The sequence below is a fragment of the Vibrio sp. Makdt genome (genome assembly GCF_027587015.1).
GTDB classification, from domain to species: Bacteria; Pseudomonadota; Gammaproteobacteria; order Enterobacterales; family Vibrionaceae; genus Vibrio; species Vibrio chagasii_B.
Genome location: NZ_JAPPTH010000007.1, coordinates 217,065 through 242,598, shown reverse-complemented (window position 1 = coordinate 242,598; position 25,534 = coordinate 217,065). Strand labels below are relative to the sequence as shown.

The following is a 25,534-nucleotide window of genomic DNA, read 5'->3' as shown; positions in this document are numbered from 1 at the left end:
ATGTAATTTTAAAGCTATTACCATTCCAACAGAATGGTAATGAATTGACTGTGCCAAAATTAAGTAAACTTAATTTTGTATTGGTCACTCAGTTCATTGAAATCAATTTTGATTCCGAAGAATCTGTTTTATCTAACGATAAAACGTTTTGATATTCATCAACGAGTGCCCACACAGATTGATAGGTTTAAATTGTTAAAGAGCTTCTCTTCGTTGTGACTTGCATCACTTCAGAAGAGGCGGCATTATAGAGACGCCGCTCATATTGGCAAGCATTAAATGCATTTTTTATTGAAAAAAGAGGTTAAACGAAGACATTTCAACCAAGGGCTTATTTGTACCACTTTAAGCCCAACTTTCGAACAAATTACTCACAGCACCCTGTGGATAACTACTCACCACTATCAAAGAAGTAAGACAATCGGGACCTAGGGTTTAGGTACTCTCTCACTTGTTCAGGTAGTTTGTTGGGATTAACCGCATTAACGATTTTTATATCTTTAGCAAGCAGGTCGATTACCGGAGCTTGTGTTCTAGGCACGCTAGGGTCATATGTCAGCACATTGGGATAAAGCATATGCTTGGCATTTACCGAAATAACAATACCAATTGAATCATTGGAGAGCTGAACCACGGTTCCTGGCGGGTACACTCCCATGAACTTAACCAATAGACTTAAGTTGTCTTGGCTATATAGGTGTTTGCAGTTCTTATATAAGTGGGAAAGCGATAAATAAGGGATCATTGGCGGTGACTGTGTTTTACCATGGCACAAGTTATCGAATGCATTGGCAACTGCTACTATCTTGGCAAACTCATCAATCTCTTCTTCCTTTAAGCCTTCTGGGTAACCAGAGCCATCGTTCATCTCATGATGCTGAGCAATTACCTTTTTAGCTGTTTCAGGAAAATCATCTATTGCAGAAACGATATCCGCACCATACTTAGTATGGAGCTTTAAGTAGTTCTCTTCTGGCACCGTCAATGCGCTCTGCTTTCTTAATATAGCGACAGGTATTTTGATTTTGCCCACGTCATGGAATAACGCAGCAAAAGAGAGATCTTTCAGTTGTTGTGTGTTGTAGCCTTTAGCTTTGCCGATCATCATGGCAACAACAGCAACATTTAGTGTGTGGAAGTAGATATCTTCAAAGTCAGCTTTACCATTCATTAGGTGGAGTGTGACGTTATCATCACATACTAATGTTTCGACAATATCATCAACGAGAGATTTCACCTCTCCTACCGCATCCAAAGGACGATTGCGAATTTTGGTCATGACTGAGCGCATTCGAGCAAGTGAACGCTCAAACTCTTTCTCACAGTTACTCACTCTGCGTCGGTAAGAACTTAAAGTTTCAATGCGATCATGCTTTTCTTGCCACATTTTTTCAGCTTCAAGACTAACCTGTAAGTCATCACCTGATTCCAACTCAACCATATGGTTAACCGGCAAAGGTGAAGTATCACTTTGATTAAGGTTTATATAGACGTGTTTGATACCAAGGTGTCGAATGATCTTAACCTGAGCATCGTCTTTTATTTTAAAGCTATTGAATAGAAACGGGTGTTCATTCCACTTGACGGGAAGTCGTATATGTAGACCGGGCTGAATGCGATCTACGGTAATTTTTATGCTGCCCATTTTTATATATAACGTTGATTGATAATCTCTATTTATAATTCTAATAAAACCAAGCAGCAATTTCACTATCCTATTTCACAGGTTCAGTTTAAAGAGTCGCAATGCACCATCCATCTTATACCGAACTTATCTTCAACTTTGCCAAACCTAGCGCCCCAAAACGTGTCTGCAAGCGGCGTCATGATTCGCCCACCCTGTGTTAGTTTTTCAAAGATCTGCTCTTGGGTCGCGGTATCATCTGTAACAAGAGAAAGTGCAAGGTTGTTCCCTTCAAGTTCTTTAGCTTTAACCCCATCAGACATCATTAGCTTCATACCAAAGGCTTCGAATTCAGCATGCATGATCCAATCAGGCTGCGCTCCCTCTATTACCTGTGGAGCATCACTAAAGAGTTGTTTCGATAAGACCACTCCACCAAAGCATTTATGATAAAAATCCAACGCCTCGCCACAACGACCATCGAAAAATAAGTAAGGGGTTACTGTCAGCATATCTTTCTCCTCTATTGCTACTTTAAACATAGACAATAGAAGCAAAAATTACAGGTAACAGGCTGATTTAAGATGATTAATTTATTGAAGGTTATTACTACGATGGGAATTGATGAGATTTATGAATGAAACATCAAGATCTGACTGATTCGTAACTTGCATCCAAGCCGACACGCTGGGTTTCAAATTCACAAACGCCCAAAACGACGAAAGGTCGCTATAAAAGCGACCTTTCTATATATGGTACCGGTAGGCGGACTTGAACCGCCACGCCCGAAGGCAACGGATTTTGAATCCGTCGTGTATACCAATTTCACCATACCGGCATTATCGTGGGCATTGCCCTGTCGATGTTTGGCATTATACGTAAGCAAGCTGATGTGGCAAGCATAAAAACTTGAATTCACGTGTGTTTGCCGATAATTTCGCCACTAAGTCATAAGCTGTGCGTCATGTCTCTTTTCACGCTCTGCCTTAAACTATATTCTGACGCCTAAATTTTTGAAGAAGTAATAACACCATGACACCTACCAACACACTGCCACCAGCTGGAATGATGCGCCGATTCGGTGCTTTGTTCTATGACGCTCTTATCGTGATCGCTATTGAAATGATGGCAGCTGGCGTCATTATCGCTTTACTACATGCGCTTATGGCTCTTGGCATTTTTGACTACAGTGGTTATGCCGATGTCAGTGACTTCCTAACCAACCACCCTATCTGGAGCCCGGTTTACACATTTTATCTAGTAGCAGTTTGGGTTTACTTCTTTGTGTTCTTCTGGACTCGAGCGGGTCAAACTCTGGGAATGAGAGCGTGGAAACTCCGCGTTCAGAACAAAGATGGTTCTGCGATTACTGTCACTCAAGCTCTTATTCGCTTAGGAACCTCTGGTTTTGGTTTAGCCAACCTATGCGTTCCCTTAGATCCTCAAAAGCGTGGCTTTCACGATATCTGGGCGAAGACCGAAGTGGTTGTGTTACCTCAAGCGCGATAGTGCTTCTAAACAGCTTCAATCAAGATAAAAAAAGGAAGGCGTTATGCCTTCCTTTTTTATTATAGTTTCCGCCTCAAGAGCATAACGGCTATTCCGAGGAATACCACACTTGGGGCTAACGCACCAAAAGCCGGCGGTATCTGATACACCAAACTCACAGGGCCAAAGAACTCACTTGATATATAGAAGGTAAAGCCTGCGATAACACCAGATAGGATTCTTGCCCCCATAGTCACACTACGCAATGGACCAAAGATAAATGACAGCGCCATCAACATCATCACCGCGATCGAGATAGGCTGAGTTATCTTTCTCCATAATGCCAGTTCATAACGAGCTGCATCTTGTTCTGACGCTTTTAGATAAGTTACGTAATCGTACAAACCACTCAATGACAGCTCTTCTGGTTTCACTGTCACGATCGCAAGCTTGTCTGGTGCAAGTGATGTTTTCCAAGTGTATGTTGGCAAATTCTCTTTCGTTATCTGCAGTTCATTTTCAAAAGAAGTAACAACAACATCTTTCATCGTCCAAACGTTGTCTCCAACGTAATCCACTTCTTTAGAATAGATAGCGGTTTTCAGAGCCTTATTTTCATCAAAGCGCCACATGTTCATGCCATATAGCTTGTCATCGTCGATTTTGACAATAAAGATGAAATCATTGGCATCACGAGCCCAAACACCGCTTTGCGTGGAGATGATATTCCCCCCTGCAATCGATATGGTTCTTAAGTCACGAGCCATCTTTTGCGCTTGAGGCGCGCCCCATTGCCCTAATAGCGTCACCACTATCATTAATGGAATCGCTGTCTTAAGTACCGACAAACCGATATCAAGTTTAGAGAAACCCGCCGCCTGCATTACTACCAGTTCAGAACTCGCCGCAAGCATACCTAATCCGATCAATGCACCAAGTAAGGCTGCCATTGGAAAAAACATTTCGATATCACGGGGGATACTCAACAAAACAAAGTACAGAGCTTGAAGCAGATCGTAGGTACCACGACCAACTTTTCTCAGCTGCTCTACATACTTGATGATCCCTGAAAGGCCAACAAACGTCACCAGAACAAGTGACGTGGTTGCGATGATTGTTCTGCCTATATATAAATCGAGAATCTTAAACACGGCTTAAGCCAACCTCTTATTCTTGAATTTTTCTTTCAAACGCCTTACTGGCACGCTATCCATAAAGTTTGCACCAATCGCGACAATTAACAACAACGCGTTGATTGGCCACATGCCAACTACTGCAGGAATAGTGCCCTCGTCCATTGCTGATTTGGTTGCACTGATTGCCAAGAAGTAGGTCAGATAAATCAAAATCGCAGGACCAATCTTAGCGAAGCGTCCCTGTCTTGGGTTTACCGCCGAGAGTGGCACAACAAGCATGGTCAACAACGGAATACAGAGTACCAATGAAATACGCCATTGCAATTCAGCTTTTGCGCTATTGTTTGGGTTACCAACAAGGTCAAGTGTCGGAATCGCTTCCCAGTCACGACCTTTCTTCTCCACTTCTCGCTGACCAATCAAGCCTTCATACTCTTCGAAGTGTGTCACCATATAGTCAAGACGAGTTGGAACGCCTTCATGACGAGTACCGTCGTACATCACGATGACTTGGCGGCCATCGCTGAGCTCTTTTACATCGCCCGACTTCGAGTACATTACACTTGGAAGCACAGAGTCACGCGGACGCATTTGAGCAACGAACACGTTTTCTAGCTTATTCCCATCAATATCATCGATGAACACCACAGACGAACCATCTGGCGTTCCTTCAAATTTACCCTTTGGTAGCAAATCAACACTGTTCTCTGCTGCCACTTCCTCATACATCTGTTCAACCTTGTCTTGCGACCAAGGAGATAACCAGAATGAGTTAAAAGCGGCAACCGACGCAGTAATCAAAGCTAAGTAGAGTGCCGATTGAATCAGGAATTTGTTACCTATACCGGTCGCGTTCATGACCACTATTTCACTTTCAGCGTAAAGACGACCAAAAGTGAGCAAAATACCAATATAGATACTGAGCGGAAGCATCAATAAGCCCATCGCTGGCATATTTAGACTAACGATCGACAAGATTAGACTCGCAGGGATAGCACCATCAGAGGCGTCCGCTAACACACTGATGAATTTTTGGCTGAGAAACACGAGAAAGAGAACAAAAAAGATCGCAAATTGGCTCTTGATTGTCTCGCGGATCAAATATCTAACAATAATCACGCTCAAATTACCTATACAAAACTTGTTTTTTTGATTGAATCACTATAATTTCCCGTTGAACCTTTTATTTTTTTAAATTTTTAGCTAAGTGTTAGCGTTCTTCTTTAAGGTTAGTTCCATTATAGGATCCAACAAGTAAGAACCCATTATCTAACATTTAGTTCGATTTGTCTTCAGGATGTAGGAGTACGCATGGAGTTCAGTGTAAAAAGTGGCAGCCCAGAGAAACAACGCAGCGCATGTATCGTTGTCGGTGTATTCGAACCGCGCCGCCTTTCTCCAGTAGCCGAGCAATTAGATAAGATTAGCGATGGCTATATTAGTTCACTGCTTCGTCGCGGTGATCTAGAGGGTAAACCTGGCCAGATGCTACTACTGCATCAAGTACCTGGTGTACTTTCAGAACGTGTTCTACTTGTAGGCTGTGGTAAAGAGCGTGAGCTAGGCGAACGTCAATACAAAGAAATTATTCAGAAAACCATCAGCACACTAAACGAAACAGGTTCTATGGAAGCCGTATGTTTCCTAACAGAACTGCACGTTAAAGGCCGCGACACTTACTGGAAAGTTCGTCAAGCGGTAGAAGCGACTAAAGATGGTCTTTACACATTTGACCAATTCAAGAGCAACAAGCCAGAGACTCGTCGCCCACTACGTAAATTGGTATTCAACGTACCAACACGTCGTGAACTGAGCCTAGGTGAAAAAGCGATTGCTCACGGTCTTGCTATTGCTTCAGGTGTAAAAGCATCTAAAGACCTTGGCAACATGCCACCAAACATCGCTAACCCAGCTTACCTTGCCTCTCAAGCTCGTCGCCTAGCTGACGACTTCGAAACCGTAACGACTAAGATCATCGGTGAAGAAGAGATGGAAAAACTGGGAATGACTTCATACCTAGCGGTGGGTCGTGGCTCTAAGAACGAATCTATGATGTCTATCATGGAGTACAAAGGCGCACCTGATTCAGATGCGAAGCCTATCGTTCTAGTTGGTAAAGGCCTAACGTTCGATTCAGGCGGTATCTCTCTAAAACCTGGCGAAGGTATGGATGAGATGAAGTACGACATGTGTGGTGCTGCGTCTGTATTCGGTACAATGAAAGCGCTAGCTAAATTGAACCTGCCTATCAACGTTGTCGGTATTCTTGCTGGTTGTGAAAACATGCCAGGTAGCAACGCTTACCGCCCAGGTGACATCCTAACGACGATGTCAGGCCAAACAGTTGAAGTCCTAAACACTGATGCTGAAGGTCGCTTGGTTCTGTGTGATGCGCTAACTTACGTTGAGCGTTTTGAACCAGATTGCGTGGTTGACGTTGCAACACTAACTGGCGCGTGTGTTATTGCTCTGGGTCACCACATCAGTGGCGTACTATCAAACCACAACCCACTGTCTCACGAACTTGTGAATGCTTCAGAGCAAGCAAGTGACCGTGCATGGCGTCTACCAATGGCAGACGAGTACCATGAGCAGCTAAACAGCCCATTCGCTGATATGGCAAACATCGGCGGCCGCCCAGGCGGTACTATCACTGCTGGTTGCTTCCTGTCTAAGTTCACTAAGAAATACCACTGGGCTCACCTAGATATCGCAGGTACAGCTTGGAAATCTGGCGCAACAAAAGGCTCGACAGGTCGTCCTGTCTCAATGCTAGTCCAATTCTTATTGAACCGCAGCGGCCAAGAGACTGAAGAGCAATCTTCAAAATAATAAGAAGGGCCTACGGGCCCTTTTTTAATAAGCGCTATTTGTTAGGGGCTGTTGACCAAGTAAGATGAATAGCCACAATTTTCAGTTCGAGTATCAAGTATGCAGACAGCTACGTTTTACATAGTGTCATCAGACAGCCCACAAGCGAATGAAGAAGGTTTCGCTAACTATGTGCTGTTTCTTGCTCAGCACTTTGCAAAACAAGGCGCTAAACTTTATCTCAACTGTAATGACAAAGCCCATGCCGAGCGTATCGCAGAAGTTTTCTGGCAAGTCGATCCCAGTGAATTTATTGCGCATAACTTGGTTGGCGAAGGCCCGAAGTATTCAACCAACATTGAGATTGGTTACCAAGGTGTAAAGCATAATTGGAATCGTCAGCTAGTAATTAATCTGGCCGATAATCATACAACCTTTGCGAACGCCTTTGCTCAGGTGATAGACTTCGTCCCTTGCGAAGAAAAAGCTAAGCAACTCGCTCGAGAAAGGTATAAAATTTACCGTCAGGCTGGATATCAGCTACAGACTATCGAGATTCAACATCCATAGTCAAACCTCATAGATAAAGCTATCTTTGAATTTAGATTCAAGAAGCTTCACTTATGAAGTTTGACCACGATTAACCATTCACAGTATCCGTTTAAGAGCACTATGGAAAAGACATACAACCCAACATCAATCGAACAAGCTCTGTATCAGACTTGGGAAGAGAAAGGCTACTTTAAGCCACACGGTGACACATCAAAAGAAGCTTACAGCATCATGATCCCGCCACCGAACGTCACTGGTAGCCTACACATGGGTCACGCGTTCCAAGACACTATCATGGATACTCTAATCCGTGCTGAGCGTATGAAAGGCAAGAACACGCTTTGGCAAGTAGGTACTGACCACGCTGGTATCGCAACTCAAATGGTTGTTGAGCGTAAGATCGCGGCAGAAGAAGGCAAAACTAAGCACGATTACGGCCGTGATGCTTTCATCGACAAGATCTGGGAATGGAAAAACGAATCTGGTGGCACAATCACTAAGCAACTTCGTCGTCTAGGCGCATCGGTAGACTGGGACCGTGAGCGTTTCACTATGGATGATGGCCTATCTAACGCTGTTCAAGAAGTGTTTGTTCGCCTATACGAAGATGACCTAATCTACCGTGGTAAGCGTCTAGTAAACTGGGATCCAAAACTGCACACAGCAATTTCTGATCTTGAAGTTGAAAACAAAGACAAAAAAGGCCACATGTGGCACTTCCGCTACCCGCTAGCAAACGGCGTAAAGACAGCTGAAGGCAAAGACTACATTGTTGTTGCGACAACTCGTCCAGAAACCATGCTTGGCGATACGGGTGTTGCTGTAAACCCAGAAGATCCACGTTACAAAGATCTTATCGGTAAAGAGATCCTGCTTCCTATCGTTAACCGTCTGATCCCTATCGTAGGCGATGAGCACGCGGATATGGAAAAAGGCACAGGTTGTGTGAAGATCACACCTGCGCACGATTTCAATGACTACGAAGTTGGTAAGCGTAACAACCTACCAATGATCAACATCCTAACCTTCAACGCAGACATCCGTGATGCGGCTGAAGTCTTCACTACTAACGGTGAAACTAGCGATGTTTACTCAACAGAACTACCTGCTACATACCACGGCATGGAACGTTTTGCTGCACGTAAAGCGATCGTTGCTGAGTTTGAAGAACTAGGTCTTCTTGACGAGATCAAAGATCACGACCTAACGGTTCCTTACGGCGACCGTGGTGGCGTGGTTATCGAACCTATGCTAACTGACCAATGGTACGTACGTGCTGCACCTCTTGCTGAACCTGCTGTTAAAGCGGTTGAAGATGGTGATATCCAGTTCGTTCCTAAGCAGTACGAAAACATGTACTTCTCTTGGATGCGTGACATTCAAGACTGGTGTATCTCTCGTCAACTTTGGTGGGGCCACCGCATCCCAGCATGGTACGACAACGATGGCAATGTATACGTAGGCCGTACTGAAGAAGAAGTACGTGCAAACAACAACCTTGCACCAGTAGTTGTTCTTCGCCAAGACGACGACGTACTTGATACATGGTTCTCTTCTGCGCTATGGACATTCGGTACTCAAGGCTGGCCTGAGCAAACTGAAGATCTGAAGACATTCCACCCTTCAGACGTTCTAGTAACTGGCTTCGACATCATCTTCTTCTGGGTTGCGCGTATGATCATGATGACCATGCACTTCAACAAAGATGAAAACGGCAAGTCACAAGTACCATTCAAGACAGTTTACGTTACTGGCCTAATCCGTGACGAAAACGGCGACAAGATGTCTAAGTCTAAAGGTAACGTTCTTGACCCTATCGACATGATCGATGGTATCGACCTTGAGTCTCTAGTAGAGAAGCGTTGTGGCAACATGATGCAGCCTCAGCTAGCGAAGAAGATCGAGAAGAACACGCGTAAGACTTTCGAGAACGGTATCGAACCATACGGTACTGATGCACTGCGTTTCACTCTTGCTGCTATGGCTTCAACTGGCCGTGACATCAACTGGGACATGAAGCGTCTTGAAGGTTACCGTAACTTCTGTAACAAGCTATGGAACGCGAGCCGTTACGTACTGATGAACACAGAAGAGCACGATTGTGGCATGTCACTGTCGGCTGAAGACCGTGCAAACATGGAATTCTCTCTAGCAGATAAGTGGATTGAATCTCAGTTTGAGCTAGCTGCAAAAGAGTTTAACGCTCACCTAGACAACTACCGTCTAGACATGGCAGCAAACACGCTTTACGAATTCATCTGGAACCAATTCTGTGACTGGTACCTAGAGCTAACTAAACCGGTTCTATGGAAAGGCACTGAAGCTCAGCAACAAGCAACTCGCTACATGCTGATCACTGTTTTAGAGAAAACACTGCGTCTTGCTCACCCAGTACTTCCTTACATCACTGAATCTATCTGGCAGAGCGTTAAGCCGCTAGTAGATGGTGTTGAAGGCGACACTATCATGACTCAAGCGCTTCCTCAGTTTAACGAAGAGAACTTCAACGCTGAGATCGTAGAAGATATCGAATGGGTTAAGACTTTCATCACTGCTATCCGTAACCTACGTGCGGAATACGACATTGCACCTAGCAAAGGCCTAGAAGTAATGATCAAAGTTGCTAGTGAGAAAGACGCTGCGCGTATCGAAGCAAACAAGGTTGTTCTGAACTCTCTTGCTAAGCTAGATAGCCTAACTGTTCTTGCTCAAGATGCTGAGACTCCAGCATGTGCGACTAAGCTAGTGGGTCAATCTGAGCTGATGATCCCAATGGCCGGTCTGATCGACAAGGACGCAGAACTTGCTCGCCTTGATAAAGAAGTGCAGAAAACTCACGGCGAAATCAAGCGTATCGAAGGCAAGCTAGGTAACGAAGGTTTCGTTGCTAAAGCACCTGAAGCGGTTATCGCGAAAGAGCGTGAGAAGCTAGTGGGTTACCAAGAGACACTAACTAAGCTTGAAGAGCAAAAAGCGACCATCGCAGCTCTTTAAAATCCTCGCTCAATGAGAAGCCTTTAAACTTCTCGTTACAGATAAAAAGGTTGGCCTTATGGTCAGCCTTTTTTTATGCCATTGGATTTATCACCCAATAACAGCACTTTCCAAACTTCGCCGGCAGTTTGATAGCTTTTGCCTATCAAATTAATCTCTAATACCCATTTCATTTAATGATAATAATTCTCAATAATAGCTCTATCGAAACAACACAACGATTGAGTAATTATCATGAAAAAGACACTAACCTTTGCTGCATTACATTTTACTATCGCATTTAGTGTCGCTTACGTACTAACAGGCGACATCTTAATTGGTAGCTTAATTGCCATGATTGAGCCCTCTGTAAATACGGTCGCCTTCTATTTTCATGAAAAGGCGTGGGCTCAAGTTCCAGCGCTTAAAGCTCGTCAGTGGATGACCAAATTAAAAACCGCCAGCTTTGCGACCATCCACTTCAGTGTTGCGTTTACCGTGGTCTACTTGCTGACTGGTGATGCCTTTGTTGGTGGTGTGATGGCGATGCTAGAACCCGCTCTTAATACAGTCGCGTACTACTTCCATGAGAAAGTGTGGTTACGTAAATCAGACGCTCAAACACCACAATTTTGCGTCCACCAGCACGCTTAAACAGAGAATCGAATCTTACCCATTGACAAAGTTGCGCACCGCAATTAAATTAATTGCGGTACGCAACTTTATTTTTGAGGTAAGTAATTATGAATGCTCGACAACTAAGACACTACTCCCGCCAAGCTGTTCGCTTGCTGGGTATGCTCGATAAGCAATGTGGCGAAATAGCCCTAACCCCAGTCCAAGCCCATGCCCTAGGAGAAATCCAACTCCAACCGCTCACGATCAACCAGCTCGCACAACGATTAAATGTCGATAAGTCGAATGCCAGTCGCACCGTCGCAGGGTTAAACAAGCTTGAGTTAACCGACAGCATCGAGAACCCAAATGACAAACGCAGTCAAAAGGTCACACTCACCACTCGAGGACAGCAGGTGCTGTCTGAGCTCGACCAACAACAGAACGCTTTCTTCGACAATATGCTAGAAGCCCTAAACGAGGATGAGCAACAACAGTTAAAGCTTGGGTTGGAGGTTTACCTCAAAGGGCTAACTAAAGTCTGCCAAGCCGACGAGTTTGTACTGCGCCCACTCACTCACGCCGACAACGAACAAGTTGCCGATGTCATACGACAAGTCTCTGCCGAACATGGCTTAACCGCAGACAAAGGCTATGGCGTCGCCGATCCAACGCTTGATGACATGTATTCTGTATATAGCCAAGACAATGCGATGTACTGGGTGATCGAGTATCAAGGTGAAGTTGTGGGTGGTGGCGGTTTTGCCCCACTGGCAGGCCGACCAGACGTATGTGAGCTACAAAAGATGTACTTCTTAGAACAAACTCGTGGGCAAGGGTTGGCTAAACGTATCGTCGCCTTAAGCTTGAAACTCGCCAAGCAACTGGGTTACCAACAAATGTACTTAGAAACGACAGAATGTTTGGAGGCAGCGGTTAAGCTTTATGAAGCATTAGGTTTTGAGCACCTAGAGAGTGCTTGGGGAGAAACAGGCCACGACGCTTGTGAAGTGGTCATGGCCAAAATGCTATAAGTGCAGTCTAGCGTAAAAAGTTACTCACGCAAGACGCAGGGTTTAGGGCAACAAAAGAGCTCTCTTTTTGTCCATCGAGCTCAACTTCTAACTGGTATAAATGCTTAGGGTTGGGCTTATCAACATTGAAGACTATCGGTGCTTCCACTTGGAATACAACGCCAGTATGTTCCGCACGTACATCTATCGGCATCACCAGCGTCATACCATTGAACTTGATTGATGCCGATACCAGCCCCGCTTTTAGCGTCTGGTAGATCACATCCACTTTAAACTCACAACCGCCACCGTGGTGCCAGATCTGCTCAGTGACAATTTGGTCAAGTTTCACATTGCGAACAAACTGCAGATAAGGAGCTTGCCAAATACCCATTCGAGAGTCTGATTTAACGACTTTTGGCGAAGACGATTGCTCATCCATATCTTCTTCGAGCAACAACCCTTCCTCTTCTTCAAGAAACAAGATCTCAAAGCGGTTTCGACCAGGCTGCATATAAGGGCGAATGTCTTTACGGTACTCTTCTTGGCTGCCATCACAATCAAAGACTGCTACACCATTGAGTCGCACTTCAGCAAAGTAATCGACACCCGCGGCGACTAGCTCAACGAAGGGGCAAGCCAGCATCGCATCATCGACTTCAATGTCATGCATTAGATGCCACTCTTGTGCCGCAATCTCTTCTTCACTGAGTGTGCTAGGAAGTTTTGCGCTCAGCGGTGCAGGAAAAGTAATATCATCTTGGGGTATAGAGAGGTCTGTCAGTGGCGATATTTGCCAAAGACCGTCAAGTTGCAGCCGCATATCATTCCTTGAGCTAGATCAATTTTGACCGCATTATAATGAATGAATGCATTTAAAGACATTTATTTTTCTGAGGATAAAAAAATGCCAGCTCGAGGCTGGCACTTTTCAAACTGGGAAGAAATTACTCTTCACCTTCATCATCTTCTTCAGGGTAGATAGCATCTTCACCTTCGTAGTAAGTGCCCCAACCGTCGTAGATAATGTCGAATTTCTCTGCAAGGTTCACAAGCTTCTCAACTTGCGCATCGATCGCTTCTGCATCTAGAGCTGACTGCATAGTCGCATCACAACAAAGTAGCTTGTTGCCATCTTCGTCTTCTGTCTCTTCAGCTTCAAGTACTTCAAAACCCATTTTGAATGCTTCAACAACGGCTTTCTCAAGCACTTCGAAATCTTCAGCAAATAGGTGATGCTCGATATCGTATAGAGCTTCAGGATCGCTACCATCTTCAATTAGTGCTTCAATGATGTCGCGAGTCTCTTCCTTTTGAAATTCAATTAATTCCGCTACTGATAGATATTCATCTTCGTGAGACATGTGTCTGCTCCAGAGTGTTGACTATGAAAAGATCAAATTTGATTGCCACGAAATATGGCACGGATCGTCCAGAAAAGCCACCCAGATCAGGCCTAGAAAGATAAGTTTATCGCTAGATAACAGAAGTAATATCAATTCAAAAGTGAAACCAAAATCACAGAAACAAATTTTCAACATTTTATTAACTGGTGACTATTTCAGCATTTCGTCTCTAATGTCACTTTTGAGCATATTAAATAGAAATTGCGTGCTTAGTCATGGTGAATGCATACGCTGAACTGGTTTTGAGATGCATAAAACCTCAAGTTGCTTTCAAAAAGTGCATAATAGTGAATAAAAAATCACTAATAATAAGCAAAATAGATTTCAGACAGAGCGCAGATTGAGCATAGATCCTCAAAAATGTTGTTCCATGCTAAATGCACTCAATTGGAATTTAACACCTAACTTTCAACCAAAAATGGTTTTTAGTTCGGATAATTTCAAAAATACTTCATTTTTACACAAACCCTAAAACTTGCATATTACGATTAAGCTTGTCATAAATAGACGCTGGATTAAAAGTAAGGATGCAAAATGAGTAAGCTGTACGTTGGCTCCGAAGTCGGTCAATTAAGACGAGTTCTCCTAAATCGACCTGAAAGAGCACTCACCCACCTCACCCCTTCTAACTGTCATGACCTTCTATTTGATGATGTATTGGCTGTGGAAGCTGCTGGTGAAGAACACGATGCCTTTGCAGATACTCTACGTAATCAAGACGTAGAAGTACTGCTACTGCACGATTTATTGGTAGAGACGCTTGCCGTACCTCAAGCACGCGAATGGCTGCTAAACACTCAAATCTCAGATTTCCGTTATGGGCCTACCTTTGCTCGTGACTTAAGAAACTATCTTGCTCAAATGGATAATGAGCATCTAGCGACAATCTTACTGGGTGGCTTGGCGTATTCAGAGCTTCCTATCAAATCATCATCGATGCTTCCTAAAATGCATCGCCCACTTGATTTCGTTATCGAGCCACTGCCTAACCACCTATTTACACGCGATACTTCGTGTTGGGTTTATGGCGGTGTGTCGCTAAACCCAATGATGAAGCCAGCACGTCAACGTGAGACAAACCATCTACGCGCTATCTATCGCTGGCACCCTGTGTTTGCAGGACAAGACTTCATTAAGTACTTTGGTGATGAGGACCTTCATTACGACAACGCCAACATTGAAGGTGGCGATGTACTGGTTATTGGTAAAGGCGCGGTACTTATCGGTATTTCTGAGCGTACCAAACCACAAGGCGTTGAGAACTTAGCGGCGAGCCTATTTAAGTCAGGGCAAGCAACCGAAGTGATCGCTATCGATCTACCGAAGCACCGTTCATGTATGCACCTTGATACGGTGATGACACACATGGATATCGATACCTTCTCTGTTTACCCAGAAATCGTTCGTAAAGATTTAGACACATGGCGCCTAACACCAAAAGAGAATGGTGAGATGCGCGTAGAGAAAGCGGAAAACTACCTGTCAGCGATTGAAGGTGCGCTTGGACTTGATCAACTTAAGATCATCACCACTGGTGGTGACAACTACGAAGCTGAACGTGAGCAGTGGAATGACGCAAACAACGTACTCACAGTGAAACCAGGTACGGTTATCGGTTACGAGCGTAATGTTTACACCAACGAGAAGTACGACAAGGCAGGTATCGAAGTTCTAACGATTCCTGGCAATGAACTGGGTCGTGGCCGTGGTGGCGCTCGTTGTATGAGCTGCCCTATCGAAAGAGACGGTATCTAGGCTGATAGCTCAATAGCGTAAAAATACAATCACTCAACTAGGCCAGTACCGTTGTACTGGCCTTTTTCATAAAATGAATAAAATAAATATTCACAAATATAGCATTTTTATGTTTAACTAAGTTCTTCATTGATTCTATATACGCAAGGAGCGAAAGATGGCCTTTAATCTTCGCAATCGTAACTTTCTAAAACTACTCGACTTTACTCCTAAAGAGATTCAGTTTTTACTCGACCTGTCAGCTGACCTAAAAAAAGCTAAGTATGCAGGTACTGAGCAAAAGAAGCTTACTGGTAAAAACATCGCTTTGATCTTTGAAAAGGCATCCACACGAACTCGATGCGCGTTTGAAGTCGCCGCTTTTGATCAAGGCGCTCAAGTGTCTTACTTGGGTCCTTCGGGCTCTCAGATCGGTCAAAAAGAATCAATGAAAGATACTGCACGCGTATTAGGCCGTATGTACGATGGCATCGAGTACCGTGGCTTTGGTCAGAGCATCGTCGAAGACCTTGGCGCTTATGCTGGTGTTCCAGTGTGGAATGGCCTTACTGATGAATTTCACCCAACTCAGATCTTGGCTGACTTCCTGACCATGATCGAACATGGTCGCGGTAAACAGCTACATCAAATCAGCTTTGCTTACCTAGGTGATGCTCGTAACAATATGGGTAACTCTCTATTAGTAGGGGCTGCCAAGATGGGCATGGATATTCGCCTTGTCGCGCCAAAAGCTTTCTGGCCAGAAGAGCAGCTTGTCGAAGAGTGCCAAGCTATCGCGCAAGGTACCGGCGCTAAAATCACGCTGACTGAAGACGTTGCTGAAGGCGTAAAAGGCTGTGACTACCTCTACACCGATGTTTGGGTATCGATGGGCGAAGCGCCAGAAGCTTGGGACGAACGTGTGGCAGTGATGAAACCATATCAAGTGAATATGGATGTGATTAAGCTAACGGGCAACCCTCAAGTGAAATTTATGCACTGCTTACCCGCTTTCCATAATAATGAGACCGTCATCGGTCAGCAGGTGGCTGACAAATATGGTATGAACGGTTTGGAAGTGACGGATGAAGTGTTTGAATCTGACTACTCTATCGTGTTTGATGAAGCGGAGAATCGCATGCACACCATCAAAGCTGTCATGGTCGCAACACTCGGTTAATTGAGAATAGTGAAATTAAAAAAAAGCTTGATGTAATCGCTTGCGCTCACAAATTGAAAGCGTATAATTCTCGGCAATTTGTCTGAGAGTAGTGAAAATGACGCCAACCAATATTGTGATCACACATAATAAAATTGTGAAAACACCTAATATTGCTCGCAAGCTAGCATGCTTGCCAGGCGGTCTATTCTGCTTTTCAGCACTTTTTTAAAGCCTCCCATTATGGGGGGCTTTTTTGTGGCCAATACATTATTGTGGGGAAGAAGATCATGGCGAATTCGCTCTATCAAAAGCACATCATCTCAATTCCAGAGCTTTCTCGTGAAGAGCTAGAATTAATTGTTCAAACAGCTGGTCAGCTTAAAGCAGAACCGAACCCAGAACTTATCAAGAACAAAGTTGTGGCTAGCTGCTTCTTCGAACCTTCAACACGAACTCGTCTCTCTTTTGAAACTGCGATTCAACGCATCGGTGGTGATGTGATTGGTTTCGACAGCGGCGGTAACACCTCACTGGCGAAAAAAGGCGAAACGCTAGCAGACTCAGTACAGGTTATCTCTTCATACGTTGATGCGTACGTAATGCGTCACCCTCAAGAAGGTGCAGCGCGCCTAGCGTCTGAGTTCTCTAACGGTGTACCAGTAATCAACGCTGGTGATGGTGCTAACCAACACCCAACACAAACCCTGCTTGATCTATTCTCTATCGCTGAGACACAAGGCCGCCTAGACAACCTTAATGTCGCGTTCGTTGGTGACCTTAAATACGGCCGTACGGTTCACTCTCTGACTCAAGCACTGGCTAAGTTCGATAACATCTGTTTCTACTTTGTAGCGCCAGAAGCATTGGCTATGCCTGATTACATCTGTGAAGAGCTTGACGAAGCTGGCATCAAATACCAACTCCTGACCGACATGGAAGATGTGATTCCTGAGCTGGATGTTCTATACATGACTCGCGTACAGAAAGAACGCTTTGATGAGTCGGAATACGCACACATCAAGTCAGCCTACATCCTAACGGCTGCTCTATTAGAAAATGCACGTGATAACTTGAAGGTACTGCACCCGCTTCCTCGCGTTGATGAAATCACTGTCGATGTCGATAAAACACCTTACGCTTACTACTTCCAGCAAGCTGAAAATGGTGTTTACGCGCGTGAAGCATTACTAGCCCTTGTTCTTAACGAAACGCTGTAGAGGAGAGATATCATGTCTAAAGAGACTCAATTAAAAGTTGAAGCAATCAAGAACGGTACCGTTATCGACCACATCCCAGCAAACATCGGGATCAAGGTGCTAAAACTGTTTGATATGCACAACTCTCATCAGCGTGTCACTATTGGTTTAAACCTGCCTTCTTCAGCACTTGGCGGTAAAGACTTACTTAAAATTGAGAATGTGTTTATCACCGAAGAACAAGCAAACAAGTTAGCACTGTACGCACCTCACGCGACGGTAAACCAAATCGAAGATTACGAAGTGGTTAAGAAGCTAGCGCTTGAACTTCCAGAGCAAATCAACGATGTGTTTGAGTGTCCTAACACCAACTGCATTACTCACAACGAGCCGGTTGAGAGCAGCTTTAAGATCTTTGAGAAGAATGAAGATATTCGCCTGAAATGTAAGTACTGCGAAAAAGTCTTCTCTCGCGAGATCGTGACAGAAAGATAAGCTTCGCGTAGCACGTGATTAATGTAAAAACTATGAAATACCTCGCCCGTGCGGGGTATTTTGCGCTTTACCTAGCCACGGTTTGTAGGCACACTGAAAAACGATTTTTATCTAATAACTGATGGAATAAACCAATGACTAAAGTACTTCACACAGAATCGGCTCCAGCTGCAATCGGCCCATACGTACAAGGCGTTGACCTTGGCAACATGGTACTGACTTCTGGTCAAATCCCAGTAAACCCAGCAACTGGTGAAGTATCTGCTGATATCGCAGAGCAAGCACGCCAATCTCTAGACAACGTGAAAGCGGTTGTAGAAGCTTCTGGCCTGACTGTAAAAGACATCGTTAAGCTAACTGTATTCGTTAAAGACCTAAACGACTTCGGCACAGTAAACGAAGTTTACGGTAAATTCTTTGATGAGCACGGCGTTGCAAACTACCCTGCACGTTCATGCGTTGAAGTAGCTCGTCTACCAAAAGATGTTGGTATCGAGATCGAAGCTATTGCTGTTCGCAAATAGGTTTCACTCTATTTAGTCAGTGGCTTAGTGCTGAGCTAAGCACTGATGAGATACAAAAAAGGTTGCCAACTGGGCAACCTTTTTTATTATTCGTTTTCTGCGTTTAAGCTACTTCTTATTAAGCTCAATCACTTCTTTGTCTAGCTCTTCCAACTTAGCCGCCATCTGTTCACGAGTTAGGTTTGCTAATTCACGAACATTCGACTTGTCGTAACCTTCGGTATTAATTGGGGCTAACATTTCCACAATCACATGACCATTGTTCCAACGGTTTAGCTTAACGCCACCTGTAGAGCTACATACGATAGGTATAATAGGTAAGCCTGCGCCAATTGCCGCATGGAAAGCGCCAGTTTTAAATGGTAACAGACCACGGCCTCGTGAACGCGTTCCTTCAGGGAACATCCATACCGAAACATCGCTGCCTTTCAGATTATCGACCACTTGATCAATCGTACCAACCGCTTTGCTGCGGTTTGCACGGTCGATTAGAATATTACCCGTCAACCAGTAAAGCTGACCAAACAGAGGCATCCACGCTAGACTTTTCTTACCAACAGTTACCACTTTAGGCGTCACAGCCGATGATACCGTGAACAGGTCCCAGTTATTCTGATGGTTCGCAACATAAACATGTTGACCACGAGAGTAAGCATCTTCAGGGATACGCAGCTCTAGCTTGATACCAAACACTTTCGACATACGACCGAAGTAACGACCAAAGGTAAATACGTGCTTTGGGTTACGTGGGCTAAGTAGACAATAGCCACAGCCGAATACAAACATAAGAATCGCAAATATCGCCAATGCGAAAATACGTAATATTGCTATCATTTTGTTCCTCACAACCGCAAAGCTTACCCACCTATTCACTTTATAATAAGCAAACAGGTTCACTTGCGGTAAATACAACTATAAAAAAGCCGAAACCAAGGTTCCGACTTTTGTGTTTTCATTTTACTGATTCATGAATTAACTAACCTAAGTTAGTTTGAGTCACGAAATCGGGTAATGTTTGCGCCCAGCGCTGAAAGCTTATCTTCAATCTTATCGTAGCCACGATCGATGTGATAGATACGGTCAACGATGGTTTCGCCTTGTGCGATACAACCAGCAATAACAAGGCTCGCTGATGCACGAAGATCCGTTGCCATTACTTGAGCGCCGCTCAACTGCTCGGTTTCACCACAGATAGCTGTATTACCTTCAATCTCCGCTTTTGCACCCATTCGCTGAAGTTCAGGAATATGCATGAAACGGTTTTCGAAGATGGTTTCAGTGATCACACCGCTACCTTTCGCCATCATGTTAAGCAGAGTAAACTGAGCTTGCATGTCGGTTGGGAAACCAGGGTGTGGTGCCGTTACGATTTTCACCGCTTTAAGCTCACGACCTGTCATATCAAGACTGATCCAGTCTTCGCCCGTTTCAACCTTCGCACCCGCTTCTTCAAGCTTCGCTAAGGCAGCTTCAAGAAGATGAGCGTTAGTGTTACGACAAACGACTTTACCGCCAGAAACCGCTGCAGCAACAAGGAAAGTACCCGTTTCAATACGGTCTGCAACCACAGAGTGTTGACCACCACCTAGACGCTCAACGCCCTCGATAGTAATCGTATCTGTACCTGCGCCAGAAATCTTAGCACCCAGTTTGTTAAGGAAATCAGCCGTATCAACAATCTCAGGCTCACGCGCTGAGTTATCTAATACTGTTTTACCTTCTGCGAGTGTTGCTGCACACATGATAGTGATCGTAGCGCCTACGCTTACTTTATCCATCACGATGTGCGCGCCTTTCAAACGGCCATCAACACTTGCTTTCACATAACCATCTTCCAATGTAATGGTTGCACCTAGTTGCTCTAGGCCATGGATATGCAGATCAACAGGGCGAGCACCAATTGCACAACCGCCAGGAAGTGACACTTGGCCTTCACCAAAACGAGCAACGAGAGGACCTAAAGCCCAGATAGAAGCACGCATTGTTTTTACTAAATCGTAAGGCGCACAAAATTCATTAATTTCGCTGCCATCAACATGAACGCTTCCGTTACGTGATACTTTCGCGCCTAAACGCTTTAGCAGTTCCATCGTAGTATCGATGTCACGTAGATGAGGAACGTTACTTACTTCCACTGGCTCTTCAGCAAGAATTGAAGCAAATAGGATTGGTAGCGCTGCGTTCTTTGCGCCAGAGATCGTCACTTCACCGCTTAACGGCTTGTCTGATCCAATAACTCGAAACTTTTCCATCATAAACCTTAAAGTGACATCAGTTTCTTATCACGTTCCCACTCTTCCGGCGTAAATGCCTTAATAGAAAGAGCATGGATGTCATTGCGTTGAATGTATTCCATTAGTGGGCCGTAGATTAGTTGCTGCTTCTTAACTCGATTCATGCCGTCAAAACATGGATCAACCGCAACAACTTCGTAATGACTGCCTTCACCCTTCACGATAATTTCTTGAAGGTTCAGTGCCTCTGCTAATAATTCTTGTACTTTTGTGCTGTCCACAAATAGCTCCTGCCTAATTTTTTATGTGTTCTGCCATCATTGGCTGGATATTGCTCAATTGGAACAACGTTCGTAATTGTTCTGGCACGAAACTGAGCATTATATGACAGTTTTGATTTTTTGCATGCTCTAATAAGTGAATTAGCATCACCATTCCTGCTGAATCGACTCGATTTATATGGCTAAGGTCAATTTCAACGCTCGATTCCGTTGTTTGCCACTTTTCCAATATACGCCAGATTGCAGGAACACTATCTCGGTCGATATCTCCGAGAAGCTGATACTCTTTAGAGCTTAGCGCTTGCCATTGAGATTGGCTCATTATTTATTACTCTCAAAGCGAATCGGTTGTGCAGCCAGTTTTTCTAGCTCGTCAGCAACCGCTAAGATACCGTCTTGACGAATCTTAGTATTCCACTCTGATTGCTTACTCGACAGCAGGCTGATCCCCTCCGCAACCATATCAAATGCTTTCCACTCGCCAGACTTTTTGTCTTTGCGAAGCTTAAATTCAAGTTTGATGTTAGGTCGTGGTGAATCGATGATATCGACCTTGATGCTGGTAATACGACTGTCTGCTTTGATTTTTGGCTCAGGACCAAATTCAATTGTCTGATCTGTGTATTGAGTCAGCACTTGCGCGTAAGAAGAAACCAAGTATTTACGGAATGAGTCGATAAATACACGCACATCTTTTCTATCTGCGCCTTTCAAGTTTGGCCCAAGCAGCTTAAGTGCTGCATATTGAGCATTCACATAAGGCATCAACTCTTCTTCCACGATCACCTTGAGTAATTCTGGATCTTTGTGGATATTGTCTTGTTCGCTCTTCAAACGCTCAAATGCCACCTCAGCGACTTGCGTCATCATTTGGTAAGGCTGCGTTTTATCAATAGTTGCATCCGCAAAAGCTTGAGTTGAAACCAACAAGGCCATTACAGCGAAAAAACCTATTTTCAAGTGTTTCATCGTTTTCAACATCATCTTATTCCTCAGCGTTATTGTCATCAGAGCCGCCAACGCTATACAGCACTTGGCCAATCAAATCTTCGAGTACCAATGCCGATTTAGTGTCTTCAATCGAATCACCATCAACCAACATCTCTTCATCGTCAAAAATGAAGCCTGGAACTAAACTGATGTACTGCTCACCGATTAAACCTGACGTTAAGATTTGAGCACTAGAGGTATCAGGAAACTGTGAGTACTTCGCACCAATCGACATTTCAACCACAGGTAGATAGCTTTCGGTATCAAGCTCAATGCTTTTCACACGACCAACAACTACGCCACCAACCTTCACTGGAGAACGAACTTTTAGGCTACCAATGTTGTCAAAGGTCGCTTTCAGATTGTAAGTATGGTTTGAACCCAGCCCTTTTACGTCAGCGACTTGAAAGATCATGATTAAGATTGCGCAAATTCCGGCTATAACAAAGGTGCCGACCCATAATTCTAACTTTCGAGTTTGTTGCATGATTAATTCCCAAACATCAATGCGGTAAGAACAAAATCTAGCCCTAATACCGCTAGAGAAGAGTGTACTACTGTACGTGTGGTTGCTTGACTAATACCTTCAGAGGTCGGTACCGCATCATAACCATTGAAAAGAGCGATCCAAGTTACGGTGATGGCAAACACCATGCATTTGATCATGCTGTTACCGATATCTCGACCTAGCTCAACAGAAGACTGCATCGCTGACCAAAAGCTGCCGTGATCAATGCCTTTCCAATCAACACCGACTAACTGGCCGCCCCAAATACCGACCGCCATAAAGATCATCGCCAGTAGAGGCATAGAGATAAGCCCAGCCCACAAGCGTGGTGCAATAATGCGCTTTAGAGGATCTACCGCCATCATTTCTAAACTGGAGATCTGCTCCGTTGCTTTCATCAAACCGATTTCAGCCGTCAGTGCTGAACCAGCACGACCAGCAAACAGCAATGCAGTAACCACAGGGCCAAGTTCACGTAACAATGAAAGTGCGACCATTTGGCCAAGGTTGCCCTCAGCGCCGTAGTCAATTAACACGACATAACCTTGCAGGCTTAATACCATGCCAATGAACAAGCCCGAAACTAAAATAATAGCCAATGACTGAACGCCAACGCTATAAAGTTGTTTAACTAATAAAGGGAAGTTTTTTAGTCGCGGGATGCCAAACAAAGCCCCGAATAACATCAGGCTTGCTCGACCAAATGACTCACAGATCGCAAGTGTTCGCTTACCGACACCTGCAATAGTTTTAGCAATCATATTAAAACAAATCCTTTTCAAGACTTTGCGCTGGGAACCTAAATGGCACAGGGCCATCAGCTTCGCCTTGCAAAAATTGTTGCACTCTCGGATCGTCATTGTTGTACAACTCTTCCGGTGACCCAGCAGCAATGATTTTGCCATCTGCGAGTAGGTAAACCCAATCCGCGATACTCATCACCTCAGGAACATCATGAGAAACGACGATAGACGTTAAGCCCAAGGCTTGATTGAGGTTGCGAATGAGCTCAACCAACACACCCATTGTAATTGGGTCTTGGCCGACAAAGGGCTCATCGTACATGATAAGTTCAGGATCCAGCGCGATAGCACGCGCCAATGCGGCACGCCTTGCCATTCCGCCAGACAACTCACTCGGCATTAACTGCGCTGCACCACGTAACCCTACTGCCTCAAGTTTAAGTAACACGATGGTACGAATGAATTTTTCGTTAAGTTCAGTGTGCTCTCGCAGTGGAAACGCGACATTATCAAACACATTGAGATCCGTAAAAAGTGCACCCGATTGAAAAAGCATGCTCATTTTTTTACGTGCTTGATAAAGCTTTCGACGAGATAGAGTTGGGATATTGTCGCCATCAAACCAAACTTCACCTTCATCTGGAGGCAACTGCCCGCCAATCAAACGCAGTAAAGTTGTTTTACCGATCCCTGATGGCCCCATGATGGCAGTAATCTTACCTTGAGGGACCTCTAAACTGATGTCGTCAAAAATAACGCGATCACCGCGTGAGAAGCTAAGGTTCTTAACTTTTACAAGTTCAGTATTCGACATACTCTTGTAGTTTCCTTGCTTTAAAAAACGCCAATTATGGCTGCAATAATAATGAGTCTACTTTAGAATTAAAAGCACTGTTCAATTAATTCATATTAAACAGGAATCTATGCAGGGATTTGAAAGCATTAGAAAATTATCTTTTCAGATCTCTTTCTCAGTCGCTAAGTGGTAATTAATTTGCTGAGTGACTTCCCTTTTATCTACCAACAGGTCAAAATTAGCGGTTAATTCTCCGTTTTTTATTAATTTTTTAGGAATCATCATGCTTGAAGCGATTGCGTTTCTTATTATCGGTCTAGGTTTTTTGGTGTGGAGTGCAGATAAGCTGGTTTACGGCGCCGCAGCTCTTGCTCGCAACTTCGGTATCTCACCATTAGTTATCGGTATGACGATTCTTGCAATGGGCTCTTCAGCTCCAGAAATGATGGTTTCTGCAACCGCTGCACTTGATGGCAAAACAGATACTGCAGTCGGAAATGTTTTAGGCTCAAACATTGCCAACATTGCGCTAATTTTAGGTATCACTGCGCTTATCAAGCCGCTATCAATCAGCTCCGCTGTGATTCGCCGTGAACTACCACTCATGATTGGTGTCACTTTACTAGCTGGCGCACTGCTTTGGGATAACCACTTAGGTTTCTACGAAGGCGTATTGCTATTTGTTCTGTTCGGTGCGTTTTTGTTTGCCATGCTGCAAATCAGCCGCAGTGAGAAAAAGAACGGCGATGCGTTTCTTGATGAACAAGAATCAGAGATTCCAGAGGGCGTTAGTAACCCGAAAGCTGCAATGTGGGTCGTAATTGGTCTTATCATCCTTCCTTTAGCCGCTGATATGCTGGTTGATAATGCCGTGATCATCGCTAAGTTCTTCGGCATGAGCGACCTTGTGATTGGTTTAACCATTATTGCCGTTGGTACCAGCCTACCTGAGCTTGCTGCATCACTTGCTGGTGTAATGAAAGGCGAAGACGATATGGCCGTGGGTAACATCATTGGCTCAAACGTATTCAACATTCTGGCTGTTATGGGTATTCCAGGCATCCTAAACCCTTCGATCTTGAGCGAATTTGCGATGGGTCGTGACTTCTGGGTAATGCTAGGTGTATCTCTGCTGCTTGTTGTGATGGCGCTAGGTAAATCACGCAGTGTGAATCGTATTGAAGGTGGCGTGTTAATCGTGACGTTCGTGGCTTACCAAAGCTACCTACTAATGAACATGTCGGCTTAATTGT

The 25,534-nt window shown here is 44.3% G+C and carries 26 protein-coding genes and 1 tRNA gene; 12 read left to right on the top strand and 15 right to left on the bottom strand.

What is annotated here, in order from left to right; translation table 11 throughout:
* Window positions 1–391: 391 nt before the first annotated feature.
* The 3 genes from OH460_RS11740 to OH460_RS11730 form a co-directional block, all read right to left on the bottom strand.
* On the bottom strand, window positions 392–1,645 hold the full coding sequence (locus tag OH460_RS11740; RefSeq protein ID WP_102424357.1) for an HD-GYP domain-containing protein: 1,254 nt from the start codon (window positions 1,643–1,645) through the stop codon (window positions 392–394).
* An 83-nt stretch (window positions 1,646–1,728) separates the two neighbouring features.
* Complete coding sequence (locus OH460_RS11735; RefSeq protein ID WP_008224717.1) at window positions 1,729–2,136, bottom strand: VOC family protein; 408 nt, start codon at window positions 2,134–2,136, stop codon at window positions 1,729–1,731.
* A gap of 241 nt (window positions 2,137–2,377) precedes the next feature.
* Window positions 2,378–2,462 (bottom strand) — tRNA-Leu (locus OH460_RS11730).
* 194 nt (window positions 2,463–2,656) lie between these two features.
* On the opposite strand from OH460_RS11730, the gene OH460_RS11725 reads away from it, so the two are divergent.
* Window positions 2,657–3,133, top strand: a complete 477-nt coding sequence (locus OH460_RS11725) for an RDD family protein (RefSeq protein WP_269997213.1) — start codon at window positions 2,657–2,659, stop codon at window positions 3,131–3,133.
* A 59-nt stretch (window positions 3,134–3,192) separates the two neighbouring features.
* Here the strand turns inward: OH460_RS11725 and lptG are convergent, their stop codons facing one another.
* Window positions 3,193–4,263 (bottom strand): LPS export ABC transporter permease LptG, encoded by a 1,071-nt coding sequence (gene lptG, locus OH460_RS11720; RefSeq protein ID WP_269997211.1) that lies wholly within the window; start codon window positions 4,261–4,263, stop codon window positions 3,193–3,195.
* A gap of 3 nt (window positions 4,264–4,266) precedes the next feature.
* Window positions 4,267–5,367: an LPS export ABC transporter permease LptF gene (gene lptF, locus OH460_RS11715; protein ID WP_269997208.1), complete on the bottom strand. Its 1,101-nt coding sequence runs from the start codon at window positions 5,365–5,367 to the stop codon at window positions 4,267–4,269.
* Window positions 5,368–5,559: 192 nt separating this feature from the next.
* Here lptF and pepA point away from each other — a divergent pair, with 192 nt between their 5' ends.
* The 5 genes from pepA (at window position 5,560) to OH460_RS11690 (ending at window position 12,233) form a co-directional block, all read left to right on the top strand.
* Window positions 5,560–7,080: a leucyl aminopeptidase gene (gene pepA, locus OH460_RS11710; RefSeq protein WP_269997206.1), complete on the top strand. Its 1,521-nt coding sequence runs from the start codon at window positions 5,560–5,562 to the stop codon at window positions 7,078–7,080.
* 99 nt (window positions 7,081–7,179) lie between these two features.
* Window positions 7,180–7,629, top strand: a complete 450-nt coding sequence (locus tag OH460_RS11705) for a DNA polymerase III subunit chi (protein ID WP_239963075.1) — start codon at window positions 7,180–7,182, stop codon at window positions 7,627–7,629.
* Between the two features lie 102 nt (window positions 7,630–7,731).
* Window positions 7,732–10,605, top strand: a complete 2,874-nt coding sequence (locus tag OH460_RS11700) for a valine--tRNA ligase (RefSeq protein ID WP_269997204.1) — start codon at window positions 7,732–7,734, stop codon at window positions 10,603–10,605.
* 234 nt (window positions 10,606–10,839) lie between these two features.
* Entirely contained in the window at window positions 10,840–11,238 is a 399-nt protein-coding gene (locus tag OH460_RS11695) for a DUF2061 domain-containing protein (protein ID WP_105057609.1), read from the top strand.
* Between the two features lie 89 nt (window positions 11,239–11,327).
* Entirely contained in the window at window positions 11,328–12,233 is a 906-nt protein-coding gene (locus tag OH460_RS11690; RefSeq protein WP_105057610.1) for a bifunctional helix-turn-helix transcriptional regulator/GNAT family N-acetyltransferase, read from the top strand.
* 7 nt (window positions 12,234–12,240) lie between these two features.
* Here OH460_RS11690 and OH460_RS11685 read toward each other — a convergent pair whose 3' ends face one another.
* Window positions 12,241–13,035: a glycosyl hydrolase 2 galactose-binding domain-containing protein gene (locus tag OH460_RS11685; protein ID WP_269997201.1), complete on the bottom strand. Its 795-nt coding sequence runs from the start codon at window positions 13,033–13,035 to the stop codon at window positions 12,241–12,243.
* Window positions 13,036–13,159: 124 nt separating this feature from the next.
* Window positions 13,160–13,576 carry a ribonuclease E inhibitor RraB gene (rraB, locus tag OH460_RS11680; RefSeq protein WP_004738675.1) on the bottom strand — a complete coding sequence of 139 codons (417 nt, stop codon included), beginning with the start codon at window positions 13,574–13,576 and terminating at the stop codon, window positions 13,160–13,162.
* A 576-nt stretch (window positions 13,577–14,152) separates the two neighbouring features.
* Here rraB and arcA point away from each other — a divergent pair.
* The 5 genes from arcA to OH460_RS11655 all read left to right on the top strand — a co-directional run bounded on the left by arcA (window position 14,153) and on the right by OH460_RS11655 (window position 18,729).
* Window positions 14,153–15,373: an arginine deiminase gene (gene arcA / locus OH460_RS11675; protein ID WP_269997196.1), complete on the top strand. Its 1,221-nt coding sequence runs from the start codon at window positions 14,153–14,155 to the stop codon at window positions 15,371–15,373.
* A gap of 157 nt (window positions 15,374–15,530) precedes the next feature.
* Window positions 15,531–16,532 carry an ornithine carbamoyltransferase gene (locus OH460_RS11670; protein WP_105057612.1) on the top strand — a complete coding sequence of 334 codons (1,002 nt, stop codon included), beginning with the start codon at window positions 15,531–15,533 and terminating at the stop codon, window positions 16,530–16,532.
* Between the two features lie 269 nt (window positions 16,533–16,801).
* On the top strand, window positions 16,802–17,731 hold the full coding sequence (gene pyrB / locus OH460_RS11665) for an aspartate carbamoyltransferase (protein WP_004738679.1): 930 nt from the start codon (window positions 16,802–16,804) through the stop codon (window positions 17,729–17,731).
* Between the two features lie 12 nt (window positions 17,732–17,743).
* Window positions 17,744–18,205 (top strand): aspartate carbamoyltransferase regulatory subunit, encoded by a 462-nt coding sequence (gene pyrI / locus OH460_RS11660; protein WP_004738681.1) that lies wholly within the window; start codon window positions 17,744–17,746, stop codon window positions 18,203–18,205.
* A 134-nt stretch (window positions 18,206–18,339) separates the two neighbouring features.
* A complete protein-coding gene (locus OH460_RS11655) occupies window positions 18,340–18,729 on the top strand; it encodes a RidA family protein (RefSeq protein WP_004738682.1) in 390 nt (129 codons plus the stop codon).
* Between the two features lie 108 nt (window positions 18,730–18,837).
* On the opposite strand, the gene OH460_RS11650 is transcribed toward OH460_RS11655, so the two are convergent.
* From OH460_RS11650 to mlaF, 8 genes are all read right to left on the bottom strand, one after another.
* Window positions 18,838–19,563, bottom strand: coding sequence for a 1-acylglycerol-3-phosphate O-acyltransferase (locus tag OH460_RS11650; RefSeq protein WP_061033899.1), 726 nt, complete (start codon window positions 19,561–19,563; stop codon window positions 18,838–18,840).
* Between the two features lie 152 nt (window positions 19,564–19,715).
* On the bottom strand, window positions 19,716–20,981 hold the full coding sequence (gene murA, locus OH460_RS11645; RefSeq protein ID WP_008220410.1) for a UDP-N-acetylglucosamine 1-carboxyvinyltransferase: 1,266 nt from the start codon (window positions 20,979–20,981) through the stop codon (window positions 19,716–19,718).
* Between the two features lie 8 nt (window positions 20,982–20,989).
* Window positions 20,990–21,244 carry a BolA family iron metabolism protein IbaG gene (ibaG, locus tag OH460_RS11640; protein ID WP_004738686.1) on the bottom strand — a complete coding sequence of 85 codons (255 nt, stop codon included), beginning with the start codon at window positions 21,242–21,244 and terminating at the stop codon, window positions 20,990–20,992.
* A 13-nt stretch (window positions 21,245–21,257) separates the two neighbouring features.
* Complete coding sequence (locus OH460_RS11635) at window positions 21,258–21,566, bottom strand: STAS domain-containing protein (protein WP_102361390.1); 309 nt, start codon at window positions 21,564–21,566, stop codon at window positions 21,258–21,260.
* Complete coding sequence (locus OH460_RS11630; protein WP_116872052.1) at window positions 21,566–22,180, bottom strand: MlaC/ttg2D family ABC transporter substrate-binding protein; 615 nt, start codon at window positions 22,178–22,180, stop codon at window positions 21,566–21,568. Before OH460_RS11630 ends, OH460_RS11635 begins: the two co-directional genes overlap by 1 nt.
* Before the next feature lie 49 nt (window positions 22,181–22,229).
* On the bottom strand, window positions 22,230–22,721 hold the full coding sequence (gene mlaD / locus OH460_RS11625; protein WP_269997188.1) for an outer membrane lipid asymmetry maintenance protein MlaD: 492 nt from the start codon (window positions 22,719–22,721) through the stop codon (window positions 22,230–22,232).
* Between the two features lie 2 nt (window positions 22,722–22,723).
* Window positions 22,724–23,503 carry a lipid asymmetry maintenance ABC transporter permease subunit MlaE gene (gene mlaE / locus OH460_RS11620; protein ID WP_008220420.1) on the bottom strand — a complete coding sequence of 260 codons (780 nt, stop codon included), beginning with the start codon at window positions 23,501–23,503 and terminating at the stop codon, window positions 22,724–22,726.
* A gap of 1 nt (window position 23,504) precedes the next feature.
* Window positions 23,505–24,299 carry a phospholipid ABC transporter ATP-binding protein MlaF gene (gene mlaF / locus OH460_RS11615; RefSeq protein ID WP_269997184.1) on the bottom strand — a complete coding sequence of 265 codons (795 nt, stop codon included), beginning with the start codon at window positions 24,297–24,299 and terminating at the stop codon, window positions 23,505–23,507.
* Between the two features lie 265 nt (window positions 24,300–24,564).
* Here mlaF and OH460_RS11610 point away from each other — a divergent pair, with 265 nt between their 5' ends.
* On the top strand, window positions 24,565–25,530 hold the full coding sequence (locus OH460_RS11610) for a calcium/sodium antiporter (protein ID WP_008220425.1): 966 nt from the start codon (window positions 24,565–24,567) through the stop codon (window positions 25,528–25,530).
* The last annotated feature ends 4 nt before the right edge of the window (window positions 25,531–25,534 follow it).